The sequence below is a fragment of the Streptomyces sp. NPDC058653 genome (assembly GCF_042716895.1).
In the GTDB taxonomy this organism is placed as follows: Bacteria; Actinomycetota; Actinomycetes; order Streptomycetales; family Streptomycetaceae; genus Streptomyces.
The window spans coordinates 21,897-39,751 of sequence record NZ_JBHXRM010000018.1 but is presented as its reverse complement, the minus strand read 5'-3'; the positions used below and the strand labels follow the sequence as shown (position 1 = coordinate 39,751).

Annotated in this window: 15 protein-coding genes; all 15 read left to right on the top strand. The window is 70.4% G+C overall.

What is annotated here, in order from left to right; translation table 11 throughout:
• Window positions 1-184: 184 nt before the first annotated feature.
• Entirely contained in the window at window positions 185-655 is a 471-nt protein-coding gene (locus ACFWU9_RS17340; protein WP_384319133.1) for a hypothetical protein, read from the top strand.
• A 122-nt stretch (window positions 656-777) separates the two neighbouring features.
• Entirely contained in the window at window positions 778-1,266 is a 489-nt protein-coding gene (locus tag ACFWU9_RS17335; RefSeq protein WP_384319131.1) for a hypothetical protein, read from the top strand.
• Between the two features lie 1,328 nt (window positions 1,267-2,594).
• Window positions 2,595-4,406: an acyl-CoA dehydrogenase gene (locus ACFWU9_RS17330; protein ID WP_384319129.1), complete on the top strand. Its 1,812-nt coding sequence runs from the start codon at window positions 2,595-2,597 to the stop codon at window positions 4,404-4,406.
• A gap of 499 nt (window positions 4,407-4,905) precedes the next feature.
• The gene (locus ACFWU9_RS17325) at window positions 4,906-5,775 is read left to right on the top strand and encodes a class I SAM-dependent methyltransferase (RefSeq protein ID WP_384319127.1); all 870 of its coding nucleotides are present in this window, start codon (window positions 4,906-4,908) and stop codon (window positions 5,773-5,775) included.
• Window positions 5,765-6,040 carry an acyl carrier protein gene (locus ACFWU9_RS17320; protein WP_384319125.1) on the top strand — a complete coding sequence of 92 codons (276 nt, stop codon included), beginning with the start codon at window positions 5,765-5,767 and terminating at the stop codon, window positions 6,038-6,040. Before ACFWU9_RS17325 ends, ACFWU9_RS17320 begins: the two co-directional genes overlap by 11 nt.
• On the top strand, window positions 6,037-7,080 hold the full coding sequence (locus ACFWU9_RS17315) for an Inducer of phenazine A (RefSeq protein WP_384319123.1): 1,044 nt from the start codon (window positions 6,037-6,039) through the stop codon (window positions 7,078-7,080). The genes ACFWU9_RS17320 and ACFWU9_RS17315 overlap by 4 nt, the downstream gene beginning before the upstream one ends.
• A gap of 174 nt (window positions 7,081-7,254) precedes the next feature.
• The gene (locus ACFWU9_RS17310) at window positions 7,255-9,459 is read left to right on the top strand and encodes an iron-containing redox enzyme family protein (RefSeq protein WP_384319121.1); all 2,205 of its coding nucleotides are present in this window, start codon (window positions 7,255-7,257) and stop codon (window positions 9,457-9,459) included.
• Window positions 9,456-11,291, top strand: coding sequence for a carbamoyltransferase (locus tag ACFWU9_RS17305; RefSeq protein WP_384319119.1), 1,836 nt, complete (start codon window positions 9,456-9,458; stop codon window positions 11,289-11,291). The genes ACFWU9_RS17310 and ACFWU9_RS17305 overlap by 4 nt, the downstream gene beginning before the upstream one ends.
• 112 nt (window positions 11,292-11,403) lie before the next feature.
• Complete coding sequence (locus tag ACFWU9_RS17300) at window positions 11,404-11,556, top strand: hypothetical protein (RefSeq protein ID WP_384319117.1); 153 nt, start codon at window positions 11,404-11,406, stop codon at window positions 11,554-11,556.
• A complete protein-coding gene (locus ACFWU9_RS17295) occupies window positions 11,553-12,656 on the top strand; it encodes a beta-ketoacyl-ACP synthase III (protein WP_384319115.1) in 1,104 nt (367 codons plus the stop codon). Before ACFWU9_RS17300 ends, ACFWU9_RS17295 begins: the two co-directional genes overlap by 4 nt.
• A 9-nt stretch (window positions 12,657-12,665) precedes the next feature.
• Complete coding sequence (locus ACFWU9_RS17290; RefSeq protein ID WP_384319113.1) at window positions 12,666-13,739, top strand: beta-ketoacyl-ACP synthase III; 1,074 nt, start codon at window positions 12,666-12,668, stop codon at window positions 13,737-13,739.
• Window positions 13,736-13,984, top strand: coding sequence for an acyl carrier protein (locus tag ACFWU9_RS17285; RefSeq protein WP_384319111.1), 249 nt, complete (start codon window positions 13,736-13,738; stop codon window positions 13,982-13,984). Before ACFWU9_RS17290 ends, ACFWU9_RS17285 begins: the two co-directional genes overlap by 4 nt.
• Window positions 13,984-15,165, top strand: coding sequence for an acyl-CoA dehydrogenase family protein (locus ACFWU9_RS17280; protein WP_384319109.1), 1,182 nt, complete (start codon window positions 13,984-13,986; stop codon window positions 15,163-15,165). The genes ACFWU9_RS17285 and ACFWU9_RS17280 overlap by 1 nt, the downstream gene beginning before the upstream one ends.
• 204 nt (window positions 15,166-15,369) lie before the next feature.
• Window positions 15,370-16,764, top strand: coding sequence for a hypothetical protein (locus tag ACFWU9_RS17275; RefSeq protein ID WP_384319107.1), 1,395 nt, complete (start codon window positions 15,370-15,372; stop codon window positions 16,762-16,764).
• Between the two features lie 184 nt (window positions 16,765-16,948).
• Window positions 16,949-17,836 carry an SDR family NAD(P)-dependent oxidoreductase gene (locus ACFWU9_RS17270; RefSeq protein ID WP_384319105.1) on the top strand — a complete coding sequence of 296 codons (888 nt, stop codon included), beginning with the start codon at window positions 16,949-16,951 and terminating at the stop codon, window positions 17,834-17,836.
• The last annotated feature ends 19 nt before the right edge of the window (window positions 17,837-17,855 follow it).

Below are 17,855 nucleotides of genomic sequence, written 5' to 3'. Positions count from 1 at the left end.
ATCTGTTTGTCGACTACGGCCGCCTCCAGCATGGCGGCCACTACGAGCATGCGATCGTTGACCGTGGAAGCCGCCAGGCCCGCACCCGATCCCAGGTCTTGACAATTGCTCCAGCTTGCGTGATCTCGTTGCCTACCTGTAGACCCGTTTGCCAACAGTCCGTCTCAGTAGCGGAGTTCTGCGAATGTCTAATGAGCTCGTTAAGACACACATCCGTAAGTGGCTTGCCGCCAACGTCAAGGCTCAGGATGCGTTCGCCGCAGAGATTGCCAAGCTGGAGGCTGCAGGACATCGGATGATCTACGGCGGTCAGAGAGGAGCCTTCTCCGGCGGAAACGAGTGGTCTTGGACCGTCACCGACTGGCGCACTGATGACGTTCTGGACACTGGCAAGGGAACGGTCAAGGAGTTCGAAGCGCGGCTGTCGGCGCTGGACCCCGGCAACAAGTGGTTCTTCGTTGACAGCGTGAAGCAGGGCTTCGGTATTGCCCGGGTCGCTCCAACACCCGGCCTGCCACAGGCACTGGCTGATGTGCTGATCGATTGGCTAGAGGGCGATGCCGACGCCCAGGACTTTGCCGCTTGGCTAGGGGAGCCCGTCGACGTGATCGACGAGCAGATGCGCGACCCGGATGCGAAATGTCTCAACGGTTGACCTCGCACCCAGTCGATCACGCTGAGCGGGAAGGCGGCCCGACTTCTCCTCGCGTGTCCACGTCCGGGGCGCTGTTCCCCGCTGTCCTGCCCAAGTCCGATACGTCCATGAGAGGCACCCGCATGTCCGACGAATACGTCAAGGCGCACGTCCGTAAGTGGCTGGCTGCCAATGCCGCCGTCCAGGAATCGTTCCGAGCGAAGGTCCGGGATCTGGAAGCGTCCGGTCTGCTCATCGTCGACGGTGGCCAGATCGGCAGTTACGACGAGGATGATCGTGCTGACTGGGAGATCAGGAACTGGCGCACAGGCGAGGTTTTGGCGTCCGGGCATAGCACCTTCGACGGGATGGATGAAGTACTTGCACAGGTCGACCCGGAGCAGCGGTTCAGGTTCCTCGACCGCCTGTCGGAGGAGACCGAGCTTCCTGACCCGGGAGCAGCGGACGGCCTTCCCGAAAGTTTGGCCGAGGCATTGGTCCAGTGGCTTGAGGAGAAGGCCGACGTTGACGAGGTCGCCGAATGGCTCGCTGAGCCCGTCGAGGTGATCGAGCGGCAGATGCGGAACGAGGTCGATGCGGCTCGCGCAGACGTGGAGCCCGCAACCAAGTGACGGCCTGTTTTGGAGGGGAGGGCGGCCGTGTGCCCCCTCCTTTCGCGTGTCCGGGCCCGGGGCACCGTTCGCCGTCTAGCCACCAGCGAAGGTCGTTGTCAACGGCGAGGCCGAGGGCATGGTTCCAGTCGACGGGAAACCGACCTCGTCGCGGAGGGCCGCTCCGGGGTAGCAAGGGTGCAGACGTTGCGCATGAGTCCGTACCTCGTCGACCGGTGCGCGCTGAGGTGCCAGGCATGGCCGCACAGAGCGCACCGGCCGAGCGGGGGCAGGGGGCCAGGGTCCATGGGCGGCCGTCCCGCTGCTCGCGCGCCTCGGCGAGATCGATCAGACCGAGGCACCGGGTCAGCTCCACCTCGGGCTCGGGCGGCTAGCACGTGGCTAGGTGGGGGTTGTGCAGCCGCTCGTACGGTGTGACGGGCAGTTCCTCCGTCAGCCAGCGTGACCTTCGGCGGAGCCCAGACGCCATGACCTGTCGGCGCTCGTCGTCCTTGAGCGCCGACACGATCGGATGGAGGTTCCCCAGTCGTGAGGGAACGGGATCCGGATCTCCTTTCTCCTTCGGCCGTTTACTCCGCGCATTGGGATGCGGGCCATCCACAAAAGGCAGCTTCAGCCTCGGCAGACCGTACGGGACCTTCTCGATGCGCTTGCCCGCTGGTTCCAGGCGTGCCCTTTCGCGCAGTTGACGACACTGACGACACACCGCCACTCCGTGACCTCGTCGTCACCAGGGTCGGTGATCCGAACGCGGCCCTCGGCCACGAGCCGTTCGATCAGCTCATGAGCCTTCTCCCGCCGGGCTCGCGCGACGGGCCTCTCACTGTGTGGCGTTCGAGGGTCGGCGGGCCCTGCCGGCCCACTACCATCAGCGACCGCAGAGTCGACGTCCCACCCTCCCGCAAGGTATCGGCCGAGCGCCAGCCACTCGACATCTACGCTCCAACGCCCGCGCTGGAAGCCCGTAGCGCCGTATAGAGCCGAAAGGCGCCCGTCAGCCGTGGGAGTCCCCTGGGACTTTTCTGGGACTTCCAGCCTCATCAACCAGCACGAGCGTGAAAGAACCGAAAGGTCATTCGCACAGGTCAGCGGCCATCGCACGCCCATCACAGCAGGTCACGGCGCTCGCTGGTCTCTTCCGCGACATCTGATACGCGAGTGTCGCCGCGTCTGTGCCCGACCCGCTGTTCGGCGGGTCGGGCACAGACACGGCGGGGGACCTCGGTGTTCTCCGGCGAACAGCGCCTCGGCCTCACCGACGACCGCTCCGTCGAAGTCGCGCCCGTCGAACCCGGCGCTCGCCAGGCCGACGGTGACGTGCCGGGAGCATGATCGTTGCCAAGGGTATGACGAACCCGATCAACACCGCTTCCACACACGAGAGTTCAATCCGTGTCCGGGAGCTGGAGGACGTTCTTTTCCCCGACGGTCCGGAAGGTGATCACGCGCGCTGGCGCAAGCTCATCTGCTCCGATCTGTTCCGCCACCCGCCGCACGCGTCGGACGAGGAGCGCCAGCAGCTCGCCTACGAGCGGCTGCGCGCCGTCAACGAGGAGTTGCTCGCTCCCGAGGAGCTGGCACGCGATCCGCGGGCGCTGGCCGCGCTGCACGAGTGGACCGCGTTGGTCGACGGCGCGACGACCACGGTGGCCGGCATCCACTACAACCTGTTCCTGGGCAGCGTTCTCGACGACACCCTCTCCCCGGCCCGGCCGCTGGAGGAGTTCACCGCCCTGAAGCGGGTGGGGATCTTCCTGTGCACCGAGCGGGCACACGGCAATGATGTCGCGGCTCTCCAGACCACCGCCTGTTACGACCGGCGTCGCGAGGAGTTCGTCCTCCACACGCCCGACGAGAGCGCGCGGAAGTTCATGCCCAACGCCGGTGCGGCCGGCGGGCCCAAGAGCGGAGTCGTCGCCGCACGCCTCATGCTGGACGGCCAGGACCAGGGTGTCTTCCTCTTCCTCACCCCGCTGACCGACCACGAAGGCCCCCTGCCGGGGATCAGCGTCGAACCGATGCCCGGGCGGATCGGCAGCCCTCTCGACCACTGCGTCACCGGCTTCGACCACGTACGCCTTCCCCGTACGGCCCTGATCCAGGGACCGCACGGGCAGTTGACCGACGGGGGCGCGTGGATCAGCGAGGTCAACAGCACCCGCAAACGTGTCCTGCACTCCATCCGCCGCGTCACCGTCGGCAAGCTCTGCATGAGCGCCGCCACCCTCGGCGGCAGCCGGGCCGCCCTCGCCATTGCCGTGCGTTACGCCTACCGTCGTACGGTCTCCTCCCCCGTCGCCGGGCAGCGCATCCCGATCGCCGCGCACCGCAGCCACCACGCCCCGCTGCTGCGGCACGTCGCCACCGCCTACGCGATGACGTTCCTGCACCGCGCCGTCACCGATCGGTGGGTGACCCGTACTCCCGAAGACCGGGCCGCGGCGGAACGGTTTGCCGCCGTGGCCAAGGGATGGATCACCTGGCAGGCCCGCGACATCACCGTTGCCAGCCGGGAACGGTGCGGTGCCCGCGGGCTGTTCGCCGTCAACGGCCTGGCCGAGTTCCCCGGGAACGCGGAGGGCGCGATCACCGCCGAAGGTGACAACCTGGCGATCTGGTGCAAGGCCGGATCGGAAATGATCTTCGGCAGGGATCTGGCCCCCACCACCCCACCGGCCACCGGCACCGAAGACCTCACCGACCCGGTCTTCCTCCGGGCCCTCGTCGCCGCCGCCGAACGCCACTGGCACTCCAGCGCCCGGGGCCTCCTGCGCGGTTCCCCCCAGCGCGACACGCTGGGCCGCTGGAACAACGCCTCCGCCGCCGCCCTGGAGTTGGTCGAGACCTCGGCGGTCGGCTCCGCCGCCGACGCCTTCATCGCCGCCTGCCGGGCCGTCGACCACCCGCCGACGCGCACCGTGCTCGGCGAGTTGTGCGCGCTGTTCCTGCTGGCACAGCTCCAGCCGCGCTCCGGACAACTGCTCGCCGACGAGGCCCTGACGCCGGCGCAGGTCCGGGAACTGCCCGAAACCGTCCGTGTCCTCACCGGCCGGCTCTTTCCCCACCTGCCCGCGCTGACCGACGCGTTCACGGTCCCGGAGGAGCATCTGGCCTCCCTGCCCATGCTGACCGGCTTCTGAGCCCGGCCCGGCAAAGCACCGCCCTGCGGCGGCCACTCGCGGTATCCCTGCCACCAGGCGACACGGGCCGCTCCCGGGCCGCCGCGACCGCACCGCTCGTCGGCCCGGCGAGATCCGTGCACACGTAAGCGTTCAACGCGTGAACGCCTCGATCATGGTTCCCCTGTTCCGCTGATGCCCTCAGCCGGTTTGTATAGGCGGCAACGGTGATCCATGTGGTCACGCGCATTCCCCGGTTCCGTACCGGGGAAGGTGACGCCGAGTTCGACGGACAAGGATTCTGCCGCCGCACCCTCGTGACGGGGCGAATCCATTTCGACCGTCCGACGTACGCCCCTTCCGTCGCCGCTGTGGCAGGGCAGAGGTATGTGCCCGCCGACGACACGACGCGGGCATCCGGGACAGCACCGGTATTCGTTCCGGCCCCGGTTCGCGTTTCCCCGGCCTGCGGTCACCGTCCATTCCTGGAGATTTCTGGCACGCACAGACCGGAGGTTGTATGAGCAAGGACCTGGAAGGCTTCGACACCCTGACGACGTACAGTTCGGCGTCGTCCGACTACCTGGTGGCCGCGGAGGAGTTCTGGGGTTTCGTCTCGGACGACACGATGTCGCAGCTCCATCTGCGGCCCGGCAACCGTGTCCTGGACTTCTGCTGCGGACCGGGGCCCATGACGATCCGGACCGCCGAACGCGTGGGCCCCACCGGCTACGTGGAGAGCGTGGACATCCTCGACGAGATGCTCGACATCACACGGCGGCGGGCCGCCGAACGCGGTCTGCGCCAGGTGACGGTCAGGCACGGGGACATCGACACCCTCCCGCCGGGGGACGGCTCCTTCGACGTCGTGAACTGCTCGCTCGGCATCTACTTCGCCAAGGACATGGTCAGCACGCTCTCCTCGTTCTGGTCGTACGTCCGGCCCGGCGGGCAGCTGGCGATCACCACCATCGGCCGCAGGCTCTTCGAACCGGTCCTCCCCGTCTTCTTCGAGGCGTGCGAGGCCGAACGGCCGGGCATCGGCACCTACCTGCCCTGGACCCGTACCGAGGACCCCGACGTTCTGGGCTCGCTCCTGGACGAAGCCGGTGTGAGCGGTGCCGTGGTCAGCACCCGGGACACTCCGATGCCCCTCGCCACCCCCGAGGCCTGGTGGCCCGTCGTCCACGGCAGCGGACTGCGGAGCCTGGAGGCGGAGTTGGGCACCGTCGCCGAGGCGCGGGTCAGGCGAAGGTGCGAGGAGTGGATCGCGGAACACCGGGTCACCGAGATCAACGTCGGCACGGTGCGTGCCGTCGCCACCAGGACCGAATCGGTGAGCGGGTCACCGGAACGGCGCGCCTCGGAGGGAGAGAACAGTGCTCAGTAGGTCCGAGGTCGAAGCCGTGGCCGTCAAGGCGATCACGGAGATCCTCGAAGAGGACGGAGACACTCCTCCCGGGATATCCGGTGAGGCCGCCCTCTCCGACCTGGGAGTGAGTTCCCTGGTGTTCGCGCGGGTGGCCATCGAATTGGAGGACGAGCTGGGGATCGACCCCTTCAAGGAACACCCGGGTCGGGAGGCCGACCAAAGGACCGTGGACGACCTCGTCGACACCTATGTGCGGGCACTCGCCGAACAGGGGGCGGGATGAAACTCCAACGGTACGAACTGACGCCGCAGATGCGGCAGTACGACGATTTCGACAACCGCGGGCACACCCGCTACCTGCCGTATCTGATGTACTTCAACCACGCGGACTACCGCTCGGACGTGCTGAACACCGACCGTTTCGGCTTTCGCTACACCCACGGCGCGGCCGGCCGCGCGGCTCTGGACGGAGATGTGGCGCGCGGGCCGGTGCGTCTGTTCGTCGGCAGCTCCGTGGCGCTCGGGATCGGCGCGACGAGCGACGCGACGACGATTCCGTCCCGTCTGTGGTCCCGCTACGCGCCCTCCACCCCCTGGCTCAACTTCAGCGGCCGGAGCTACAACTCCGTCCAGGAGCTGATCCTGATGCTGCTGTACCGGCATCTGCTGCCGGGGATCGAGGAGATCGTCATCCTCTCCGGGGTGAACAACCTCCTGCTCAGCAGGCTCCCCGACTGGCAGCACGGCGATCACGGGGCGTTCTTCTACTGCAACGAGTACTTCGAGCACATGGAGCAGCTCCGGGCGCACCACCGCAGGCCGAACCGGAAGCTGTGGGGCCGTGCGGCCCGCACCCAGGGCCCGGCGCCGGAAACCGGGGCGAAGGCCCCGGTGCCCGAACTCTCCGAGCTGATCTCCCACGCCACCTCGCTCACGGAACATCATCTGGACGGATGGCGCGCACTCGCCGCCGCGACCGGTGCCCGTGTCTCCTACGTACTGACGCCCCTGGCACCGTGGGTCCGGCAGGAGCCGGCGGAGGAAGAGGCCACCCTCTTCGAGGAGTTGGACAGGCTGTCGGGGTTCGGGGTCCCCCTGGACGAGATGTTCGGGGAGATCGCCACCATCGACGCCGGCCGGCAGTACGCGCGGGCACTGCGCGAGGTCTGCCACAAGCAGGACGTGCGATTCCTGGAGATCGCTCCGCTCATCGCGGAGGCGGCCGGCCCCAAGGACTGGCTCTTCGTCGACCGGGGCCACTTCACCGACCAGGGCAGCGACCTCTTCGCCAGAATTCTGGCGGACCAGTTCTCGCTCTCCTGAGATCACGCGCGAAGCCCCCAAAAAAGCCCCTCCGCGAACTCTTTCGAAAGGAGGTGAGTCTCCCGTGCGCCTGTTCCGCGACATCATCGCCCGGTTGTTCGGCCGCAGGAAGAAGAAGCAGCAGGACGGTTCCATCTATCCGATGTTCTGAATCCAGCGAAGGAGAGGAAACACATGTCCGCCCATGTGGTGCAGACGCCCCAGGAGAAGGAGGCGGTGACGGACGACTCGGCGTACCGGTCGCTCTACCGGCTGGCCACCGATCCCGAAGGGGTCTTCCCGGACGAGTCCTGGGCCCAGGGGGTCCGGGCCGAGATACGCCGGCTGCGCGAGCCGGGCTCCGCACCCGCGGATCTGGACGCGCTGCGCTCCCGCGTCACCGCCTGGGCCGACGGTGAACGGCCCCGGTATGCGGCCCTGTTGGGCGGGGACGACGGGACGGACGCCGTCCTGTCCGCGCGGGCCTCGCTGGCCTGCGCCCCGCTCGCCACGCAGGACGGGGCGTGGTTGCAGTGGCTGATCTCACCGGGCAGCGCCGACGACCCGTCCGCCCTCGCCCTCCTGGCACTGTTCGCGTCCGATGTCGGAGTGGGCCGGCCGCGGGCCTCCCGCGGCAGTGGTTACGTCTCCCTGCTGCGGGAGGCGGGACTCGCCGAGTACGCGGTGCCCGCCTCGCGCCTCGCCCTCGACCGCAGGATCGCCGACCGGGACTTCTACCTTCCCGCCCTGCTGCTGGCGATGAGCCGTATGCCCGGCGACTTCCTTCCGGAGATCCTCGGCGCCGACCTCTGCCTGCGGGCGGTGGGCACCCTGCCGCCGCTGGCGGCGGTGACGCCGTCCGGGGAAGGCGGCCCGGCAACGGAGCCGCCGGCCCCCGGCGGGAAGGGCGGGAGGGAGACCTCGGACGCCGACCACCGCTGGAACACGGTGCGGTCCTGTCTCGACTCGTACGAGCTGGACAGCCGCCGGGTGGCCGACGGTTTCACCTGGGCGTGGAGCGCGCTGCGCCGCTGGAGCCGTGACCTGTACGAGGATCTCGGGCTGGCCCGGGACCCCGCCCACACCATGGCCGAACTGCTGCGGGCACGCGCGAGGGAAGGCGCCGTCTACCACCACCGCTACGTTCTCGCCGGGCGCTCCCTGTCCTCCTGGCTGACGGAGTGCCGCCACGATCCCTCGGCCTTCCTGAAGGTGCTCGCCGCCAGTGATCTGGTACGGCCCGGGCACTCGGAGAGGAGCCGTCTCGTCAACGCGCTCGTGCTCCAGCGGGGGCCGATGTTCCGGGTCTTCTCGCCCGACGACCTGGCGGTGATACGGCGCTGGATCGACTCCCTTCCGGCGGGGGGCGCTCCGGCCGCCGGGGCGCCGGGAGCGGCTCCGGCCCCGTCCTGCCCGGTGCCGTCCACCCTGCTGCCCGGCGGGAGGAGGCGCGCCGCCGGGGGCACCGTCCCCACGGATCTCAGGTCCGCCTACCACCTGTTGCAGCGCCGCCCGCAGACGCCCGCGCTGCGGCGCTACACGGACGAGTACGTCGCCGGCTGGCTCGGTCGCGCGCGCCACGGCATCGACCGGGATCCCCGCGCGATGCCGGAGGTGTGGCCGGCGGACGGGCTGCGGCCCTGGCTCCTGGACCAGCACGACCGCCACCACGGCGAATTCGAGTCGAACCTGGACGCTCCGCCGCCCTCCCGTGAGGAGCTGATCGACTCGACCGTGCAGCTCGCGCCGCTGACGCTGATCGACGGCGCCTGGCTCCAGGGTTTCACCGACTACGAGTTGGCCTCCTCCGAGCACGGCTACTTCCTGTTCGAGACGTACTGGGACGAGCTCGGCAACGGGGTGCCCGGTCTGAACCACCCCCTGATCTACCGTCAGGTCCTCGACGGCATGGGTGTCGAGCTGCCCCCGACGGCCTCGGAGGAGTTCGCGAGGTGGCCGGGGTTCGACGAACGCTCCTTCGCCCTGCCGGTGTACTGGCTCTGCGTCGGACGGTATCCGCAGACGTATCTGCCGGAGGTGCTCGGGCTCAATCTGGCCATGGAGCTCTCCGGCGTGGGAGGCGGCTACCGGCGGGCGCACACGGCGCTGCGGACGTACGGCTTCAGCACCCGGTTCGTCGACATCCACAACACCATCGACAACGTCGCCACCGGCCACTCCGCGTGGGCGGCCGACGCGGTCGACGCCTACATGTCCTCCGTCCTGAAGACCCACGGGACCGACGCGCAGTCCGCCGCCTGGGGGCGGGTGCGGGTGGGGTTCCGGTCGCTGGACCCGCCGGACGGGTGGGGGGCCCGGAGGGCCGCCCGGCGCGCGCGGAAGGCGGCCTCGCGACGTCACACGGAGGCCTTCCGCCCCGACGGGGTGAATGGGACATGACCGATCTGATCCTGGGAGTCTCGGCCTTCTACCACGACAGCGCGGCGGCCCTGGTGGCCGACGGTGTCCCGGTGGCCGCCGCACAGGAGGAACGTTTCAGCCGCCGACGCCACGATCCGTCCTTCCCCGCTCAGGCGATCCGCTACTGCCTGGGCGAGGCGGGCGCCGGACTGGGCGACATCTCGACGGTCGCCTACTACGAGGACCCGGTAAGGAAGTTCCGGCGCGTCATGGCCACGTTCATGAGCACGGCCCCGCGCGGGTACCAGGTCTTCCGGGACCGGCTCCCCGAGTGGTCCACCTGGAGGCTGCGGGCCGCCGACACCGTGCGCGAGCAGCTGGAGCGGATCGGCCCGGGCCCGGTGCCGGAGGTCGAGTGCCAGGAGCATCACGAGTCCCACGCGGCGTCCGCGTTCCTGCCGGGCCCCTACGAGTCGGCGGCGGTGCTGTCGGTGGACGGCGTCGGTGACTGGGCCACCACCACGATCTGGCACGGGCGCGGCACCACCCTGAGCAAGCGCGCGGAGATCCGCTTCCCGCACTCGCTCGGCCTCCTCTACTCCGCCTTCACCTATTTCTGCGGCTTCAAGGTGGACTCGGGGGAGTACAAACTGATGGGCCTGGCGCCGTACGGGACACCGCGCTGGGCCGATCTCATCCGGCGCGAGCTGATCGACATCAAGCCGGACGGCTCCTTCCGGCTGAACCTGCGGCACTTCGCGTATCTGCGCGGCCGGACGATGACGGGCCCCGGCTTCGAGAAGCTGTTCGACGGAGCGCGCCGACTGCCCGAACAGCCGCTGACCCAGCGCGAGTTCGACCTCGCGGCGTCCGTGCAGGAAGTCGTGGAGGAGGTACTCCTCCTGCTGGCCGGGACCGCCCGGGACCTCACGGGTGAGAGGAACCTCTGCCTCGCCGGCGGTGTCGCCCTCAACTGCGTCTCCAACGGCAGGATCTCGCGTGCGGGGATCTTCGACAGCCTGTGGGTCCAGCCGGCCGCGGGGGACGCCGGCGGCGCGCTGGGCGCCGCCCTGTCGGCCGCCGCACGGCGCGGCGCGGAACGCTCCCACCTGGCCGGGGGAGGTGACGCCATGTCAGGTGCCCTGCTCGGGCCGGGTTTCGACGACGACGAGATCGGCGCGTACCTCGATGGCCAGGCGATACCGCACAGCCGTCCCGGCCGGGACGGGCTGGTGGAGGAGGTGGCCGCCGCTCTGGCGGAGGGCAAGGTGGTGGGCTGGTTCCAGGGCCGGATGGAATTCGGTCCGCGCGCGCTGGGCTCACGCTCGATCCTCGGTGACCCGAGAGACCCGCGCATGCGGTCCACCATGAACCTCAAGATCAAGTTCCGGGAGTCGTTCCGCCCGTTCGCCCCCGCCGTGCTCGCCCAGGACGCCGGGGACTACTTCGACCTGCGGCAGGACAGCCCGTACATGCTCATGGTGGCCGAGATCGCCGACGGTCAGCGGGTGCCGGACCCGGGCACCACGGGGCTGAAGGGTCTGGACCTCCTCAAGGTGCCCCGGTCCACGGTCCCCGCCGTCACCCATGTCGACTCCTCCGCACGCGTGCAGACCGTGCACGCGCACTCCCATCCGCTCTTCCACGATCTGCTCACGGCCTTCCGGCGGCGAACCGGCTGTCCGGTGCTGGTCAACACCTCCTTCAACGTGCGCGGTGAACCGATCGTGCGCACACCGCGGGAGGCGTACGCGTGCTTCATGCGCACCGACATCGACGTGCTCGCGCTCGGAGGCCACCTCCTGAGCAAGGAACAGCAGCCGGAGTGGCGGGAAGCGGCCGACTGGCGCGAGGGGATCCCCCTGGACTGACGCGCGCGCACCGCTGTACGAGCGTCTTCCCTCCGATTGCCTCAGTTTTCATCAGCTTTCGTCAGTTTTCTTCTGATTTCTTCCGAACCGAATGGGCGAGGTCGACACACACATGCGCAATTCGTCGCTGTGGCTCCTCTACTTCCTGGTCTTCTCACCGCTGAGCCTGCTGGTCCGGCTCTTCCACGACCCGCTGCGCCGTCGATGGGACCCCTCGGCGGCCCACTACTGGCACTACCACCGGCCTCCGGGAGGCGAGCGATGAACAGGGACCCGTCGGAGCGGAGGCGAGCGCCCGCCACGGCGTGGAGGGACCGCGACCCCGATCGCGACGGCGCCGCCCGCTCTCCCGTACCCGTGATCGCCGGCATCGGCCACTGGCTCCCGCCGACGGTCCTCACCAACGACGTACTCGGAGACCGCCTCGGCACCCCGGCCGACTGGCTGAGCAGCCGTACGGGCATCAGGAGCCGGCATGTCGTCGCTCCGGGCACGGCGACCGTGGCCCTCGCGGTGGAGGCGGGGCGGCGGGCGATGGACTGCGCGGGTGTCGAACAGGTCGACGCGCTGCTCGTCGCCACGGTGACCCCGGACCGGCTCTGTCCGCCCTCCGCCCCCGAGGTCGCCGCCAGGCTGGCACAGCCGGGGATCGCCGCGTTCGACGTGGGCGCGGCCTGCAGCGGCTTCCTCTACGGGCTCGCGGTCGCGGGAGGTCTGATCGCGACGGGCACCGCCCGGCGGGTCCTGCTGATCGGCTCCGAGACGATGACCTCCCTCGTCGACCCCTCGGACCCGGCCACCTCCGCCATCTTCGCGGACGGCGCGGGAGCCGTGGTGCTACGAGCCGGAGAACCCGGCGAACCGGGCGCCGTCGGGCCCGTGATCCTCGGCAGCGACGGCTCCCGGGCCAACCTGATCGAGGTGCCCGCGGGCGGATCCCTGTGCCCCTCTCAGACACCGGCGGAATGCGGCGGAGGTGAACGCTTCCTCTCGGTGTCGGGTCCCGACGTCTTCCGCAAGGCGGTGACACGCATGGCGGCCGTGTCGCGCGAGGCCGCCGAAGCCAGGGGCTGGGAGATCGAGGACGTGGACCGGGTGGTGGCCCATCAGGCCAACGCGCACATCCTGGCCGCCGTCGCCCGCAAACTCGCCGTTCCCCCCGGCCGGATGGCGACCAACATCGCCACCGTGGGGAACACGTCCGCCGCGTCCGTCCCCATCCTGCTGGCGCAGGAGGCGGCCGACGGCGGGATCAAGCCCGGCGACCGGGTCCTGGCCACCGCGTTCGGCGCGGGACTCACCTGGGCGGCCACCACCTTCGTCTGGCCGCGGCTGCCGACCGTCCCCGAACCCGTCCGGCCGTGAGGAGCCGTCATGCGCACCCCCGCCGCCGTCCTGTGCGGACTGGGCACCAGCCTCCCCGAACGATCCGTCTCCAACGCCCGCCTCATCGAGGAGCGCGACCTCGACTCCGACGAGCGGTGGATCCTGGAACGTACGGGAATCGCCGCCCGCCGCCTCGCCGACTCCCGCACCAGCACCGGCGACCTCGCCCGGGCCGCGGGACAGGCGGCACTCGACTCGGCCGCCGAGCTGGCCGGAGCCCCCGTCCGGCCCGACCTGGTCCTGCTCGCCACCACCACCCCCGACCACCACTGCCCGGCGACAGCCCCCCAGGTCGCCCACCGCCTCGGCCTCGACGGCGTACCCGCCCTCGACCTGTCCGCCGCGTGCGCCGGATTCGTCTACGCGACGGCGTTCGCGCAGGGCCTTGTCACGTCCGGGCTCTACGAACGCCCCCTGGTCGTCGGCGCGGAGACGTACAGCACCACCCTGATCGACCCCCGGGACCGCGACACCGCGATCCTGTTCGGCGACGGGGCGGGGGCGGTGCTCGTCCGTGCCGGAACGCCCGACGAGCCCGGTGCGCTGATCGCCCAGCACCTGGGCAGCGACGGCTCCCGCGCCGGGCTCATCCAGGTGCCGGCGGGCGGCTCGCGGCTGCCCCGGGGTACCCCGGGCACCGAACCCCGCGACCACTACTTCCGGATGAACGGCCGTGCGGTGTACGCCCATGCCGTGCGCCGCATGACCGACTCGGCCCGGCACGCGCTGAAGAACACCGGCTGGAGCCCGGACGACGTCGACGCCTTCATCAGCCACCAGGCGAACCAGCGCATCATCGACGCCGTCGGCGACCGCCTCGGAATCGCTCCCTCCTGCCGGCACGGCAATCTGCGGCAGCTGGGCAACACCGCCGCCGCGTCCATCCCCCTGGCGCTCGCCGACACGGCACTGCGACGGCGCGTCGACCCGGGCGCGCGCACCCTGATCACCGGCTTCGGCGGAGGACTCGCCTGGGGTGCTCAGACCCTGCGCTTCCCCGAGGCCCGCCCACACTCGTATCCCCCGCACACCCACCACGACAACGGCGAGGCACTTCGATGACCACCACCACACGCTACGAGCAGCTGTCCCACCGGCTCGTCCACAAGTTCCTGATCGACCCGGCCGAGATTCATCCCGGGGCGACTCTCGCCGCCCTGGAGATGGACTCGCTGGCCGTCGTCGAGCTGACCATGACCCTCCAGGACGACTGGGGCATCAGTCTCGACGACGCCGAGACGCCCCCCGAGACAACCCTGTCCCAACTCCTGGCCATCGCGGGCGAGGCACCCCCGCTGAACCCGTGATGGGCGGGCACACGGATCTCGGGACACAGCTGGCCCTCGGAACGGCGAGCCGCCCCGTCACCGATTTCAGGGAGCGCGTGCGCGCGCTCGTCGGGGACCGGATATCCCCGCTGCTTCCGGCCTGCGAGCGGGAGAGGCGCTTTCCCCGCGAGGCCGTCACCGCCTTCGGCGCCGCCGGACTGTTCCACGAACGGTGGTCCGGCGGCCCGCACGGCGATCTCGGACGGTCTGTCCTGCTGTCCGAGGAGATGGGACGGGCCGGACTCGGCGGCATCGGCATCGGGGTGGGCCTCCACCTGGAGGCCGCGACATCCCTCCTGCGCGGCTTCGGCACCACCGCGTACACGAAGGAGGTCCTCGAACAGGCACTGGCCGGCGAGAGCGTCTGCTGCGTGGCCACGTCCGAACAGCACGTCGGCTCGGACCTGTCCGCCGTGGCGACCGCGCTCACCAGGGAGGGCGACCACTGGCGGGTACGGGGCGAGAAGTGGTTCGTCTCCCCCGGCGCCGCCGCGGACCACGCGATCGTGCTCTGCCGGGGAGACCAGGGGCCGGCCCTCGTGCTGGTGCCCCGTAGCGGCCTGACACCCGTCCAGCGATGGGAGACCACCGGCATGCGGAGTCTGGAGACCGTGCGCCTGCGCGTCGACGCGCGCGTCACCGACGACGCGGTGCTCGCCCGGCCGGGTGCGGGGCTCGCCGCGGTGGGCCAGGGGCTCATGTACGAACGGCTCGCCCTCGCGGCCCAGGTGCTCGGCGCACTGGACCTCGCCTCGGTCCTGGCCATCACCCATCTCAAGCGCAGGAAGCAGTTCGGCTCCCCTCTCTACCGGCACCAGGCGCTCCGTCTGCGCATGGCGGACCTCTGCTCCCAGATACTCGTCGCACGCCGGGGGCTGTACGCCACGGTCGTCGAGGTCTCCGCCGGGGGCGCGGCATCCGTGTCCGACACGGCCGCCCTGAAGGTGACCGTCGCACGCCTCGGCGAGCGGGTGACGAGCGAGTGCGCGCACATCTTCGGCGGGCGCGGCTACGTCGAGGACCAGACCCCCCTGGCGCGTCTCTGGCGGGACTTCAAGGTGGGCCGTCTCGGCGGTGGCAGCGACGAGATGATGTGGGAACTGGTGGCGGCCGGCTTCCGCCCGGACCACGGGCTCTACGAGAACTGGATCGCGACCTGACAACTTCGCCGATTCCCGGCCGTTCTGTCCGGACGAGGCCTTTTCGGTCGACGACGACACCGCGACAATGAGAGAGGGGGATACAGGGGCAGGTCCGTTCGGTATCCGCCGGTACAGCCTCGAACGCGCTCTCCTCGCCCGTCACGCGCACCCGCTCCACGCCCACGCGCCGCGACGTGCACACCACTTCGAGGAGACCCGGCCGTGGCACGTCATCAGCCGAACCGCCAACTCGCCCTGCTGCTCGACGAGGCCGAGTGGAATCCCGCCGAACTGGCCAGAGCGGTCAACGCGCTGGGCAAGGCGCAGGGTCTGCGCCTGCGGTACGACCGCACGTCGGTCGCCCACTGGCTGACCGGCTCCCGTCCCCGGCCGCCCGTCCCCGACCTGGTCGCCGCGGCCTTCAGCCGCCGCACCGAGCGCCTGGTCACCGCCCAGGAGACCGGCCTCAGCCGTCCCGGGCAGGCGGCCGACGACCTGCCCCTGGCGTCCGGGGCCGGGGACGACGACGCCGCGCACAGACTGACCATCCTGGCCCGCACCGACGCCGACCCCGCCCGGCGGTCACAGCTCACCAGGGGCGTCTACAGCCTGCGCGCCGTCGAATCACCGGCCTGGGACTCCGAGCGGCCCGCTCCACGCCGGCCGCGCTCCTCCCACAGCCGCGTCTCCGCCGAGGAGGTGGGGGCGCTGCGGGAGATGTGCCAGATCTTCGCGGACCTCATGGAACGGCACGGCGGCGCGCACGCCCGCGCGGCCCTGGCCAGCTACCTCACCGACGACACGGCACGGCTGCTGGCCGCCCCGGCGGAATCCGCCCTCCGGCGCGAGTTGTTCACCCTCGCCGCTCAACTCACCCATGTACTGGCGAGGATGACCATGGACGCCGGGCATCCCGGCCTGGCGCAGGGCTACTTCACCACCGCGCTCGGCCTCGCGTCGGAGGCCGACGACCGCCGGATGTACGCCATCACCCTGCGGGCCATGAGCCTCCAGGCGCTCCAGCTGGGATTCCACGAGAAGGCCTCGCAACTCGCCGACACCGCGATCGACGCGGGACGGCACGCCGACCCCGCCACCCGCGCCTTCCTGCTGAGCCAGAGTGCCGTCACCCACGCCCACGCAGGGCAACGCCGCAGAGCGGTCGCCGACCTCGCCGCCGCGGAAAGCCAGTTCGACCGCGCGACGCGGAAGGCCGGGCCGTTCGACGCGTACCCCCGGGCAGGTCTCGACTACCAGAGCGGCAGGACCCTGCTGGCTCTCGGGGACGCCGAACAGGCCGCACGGTCCCTCGCGACCTCCGCGGCGGCGCGGGGCGACCACCAACGAAGATCCGGTGCCCTGACCCATGCCCGGCTCGCCGCCACGCTGCTGTCGCTGGGCCGTCTCGAAGAGTCGTGCGTCCACTGGAACGCCTTCCTGGACCAGTACCTGAGTCTGCGCCTGGTCCTCGCGGACGATGCCCTGACATATCTGCGCAGATCGCTGTACCGGTACCGCGACCAGCCCCACGCCGCGGCGGTCCTCCACCGCGCGCGCTCCCTCACCCGTACGGCGCCGGCCTCCTCGAAGGGCCGCCGTACCGGGCCCCCTCGCTGACACTCCGCGCGGGTGAGCCCCGCGACGAGGGCTCGCACTGCCCGCGGCGGGCCGGGCGAAGGTCGGGACCGTCGTGCCCGAGTGGCGTCGGCGCGGGCAGGGGGATTGCCGGAAGTATGAGGTACCCGCCGAAAACGTGAGTGGTCGGGCGGGCGGCCGTACCTCATGCCGGGGCGGACGTCGTATGCGCAACGAAGGGGGCAGCACCATGAAAGCGGTCTTCTCCGGCCGAGTCGTACTGGTCACCGGAGCGTCCCGAGGAATCGGCCGCGCTGTGGCGCTCGCCTTCGCCCGGCAGGGCGCGCGACTCGTCCTGGCGGCCCGCTCCGCCGACGGGCTCGCCCAGGTGGCGGACGAGGTCCGCGCCCTCGGCTCGCAGGTGCTGACGGTACCGACGGACGTGACCTCCCCGAGTGCCGTCGCCGCGCTGGTGGAGGCCGCCACGGACCGGTTCGGGCGGATCGACGTGCTGGTCAACAACGCCGGTGTCGGAAGGGTCGGTGAGGTCGAGTCGCCCGCGTTCGCGGACGACGTCCGGCACACCCTTCAGGCAAGCCTCTTCGGGACCATCAGCGTGACGCAGCGGGTCGTTCCCGTCATGAGCCGGCAGCGAGGGGGAGCCATCGTGAACATGTCGTCGGTGATGGGGCGCAAGGCGTTCGCCCGGTTCGGCTCGTACGCGATCGTGATGCACTCCGTCTCCGCCTTCTCGGACAGCCTCCGCCAGGAGGTGGCCGGCAGGAACATCCGGGTCACCGTGATGTACCCCGCCCTCACCGCCACCGACCTGCTGAAGGACGCCGAGGAGGCCGAGATGCCCCCGCCGTTCCGGTACATGACTCCCCTCTCGGCGGAGGGCGTCGCGCGCGAGGTGGTGGACGCGGTCCGGTACGGAAAACGCCGGGTCGTCCTGCCGCGCATGGCCAACATGCTTCTGCTCGGTGAGGCCCTCTCGCCCCGCGTAGGCGATCTGATCGCCTCGGCTCTCGCCCGCCGCCCCGTCGTGCGCGTACTTGGGTTGGGCCGCGGAGGGACGTACCACGAAACGCTGAGGGCCCGCGCCGGTTCCTAGACGACCGTCTCCCCCTCGG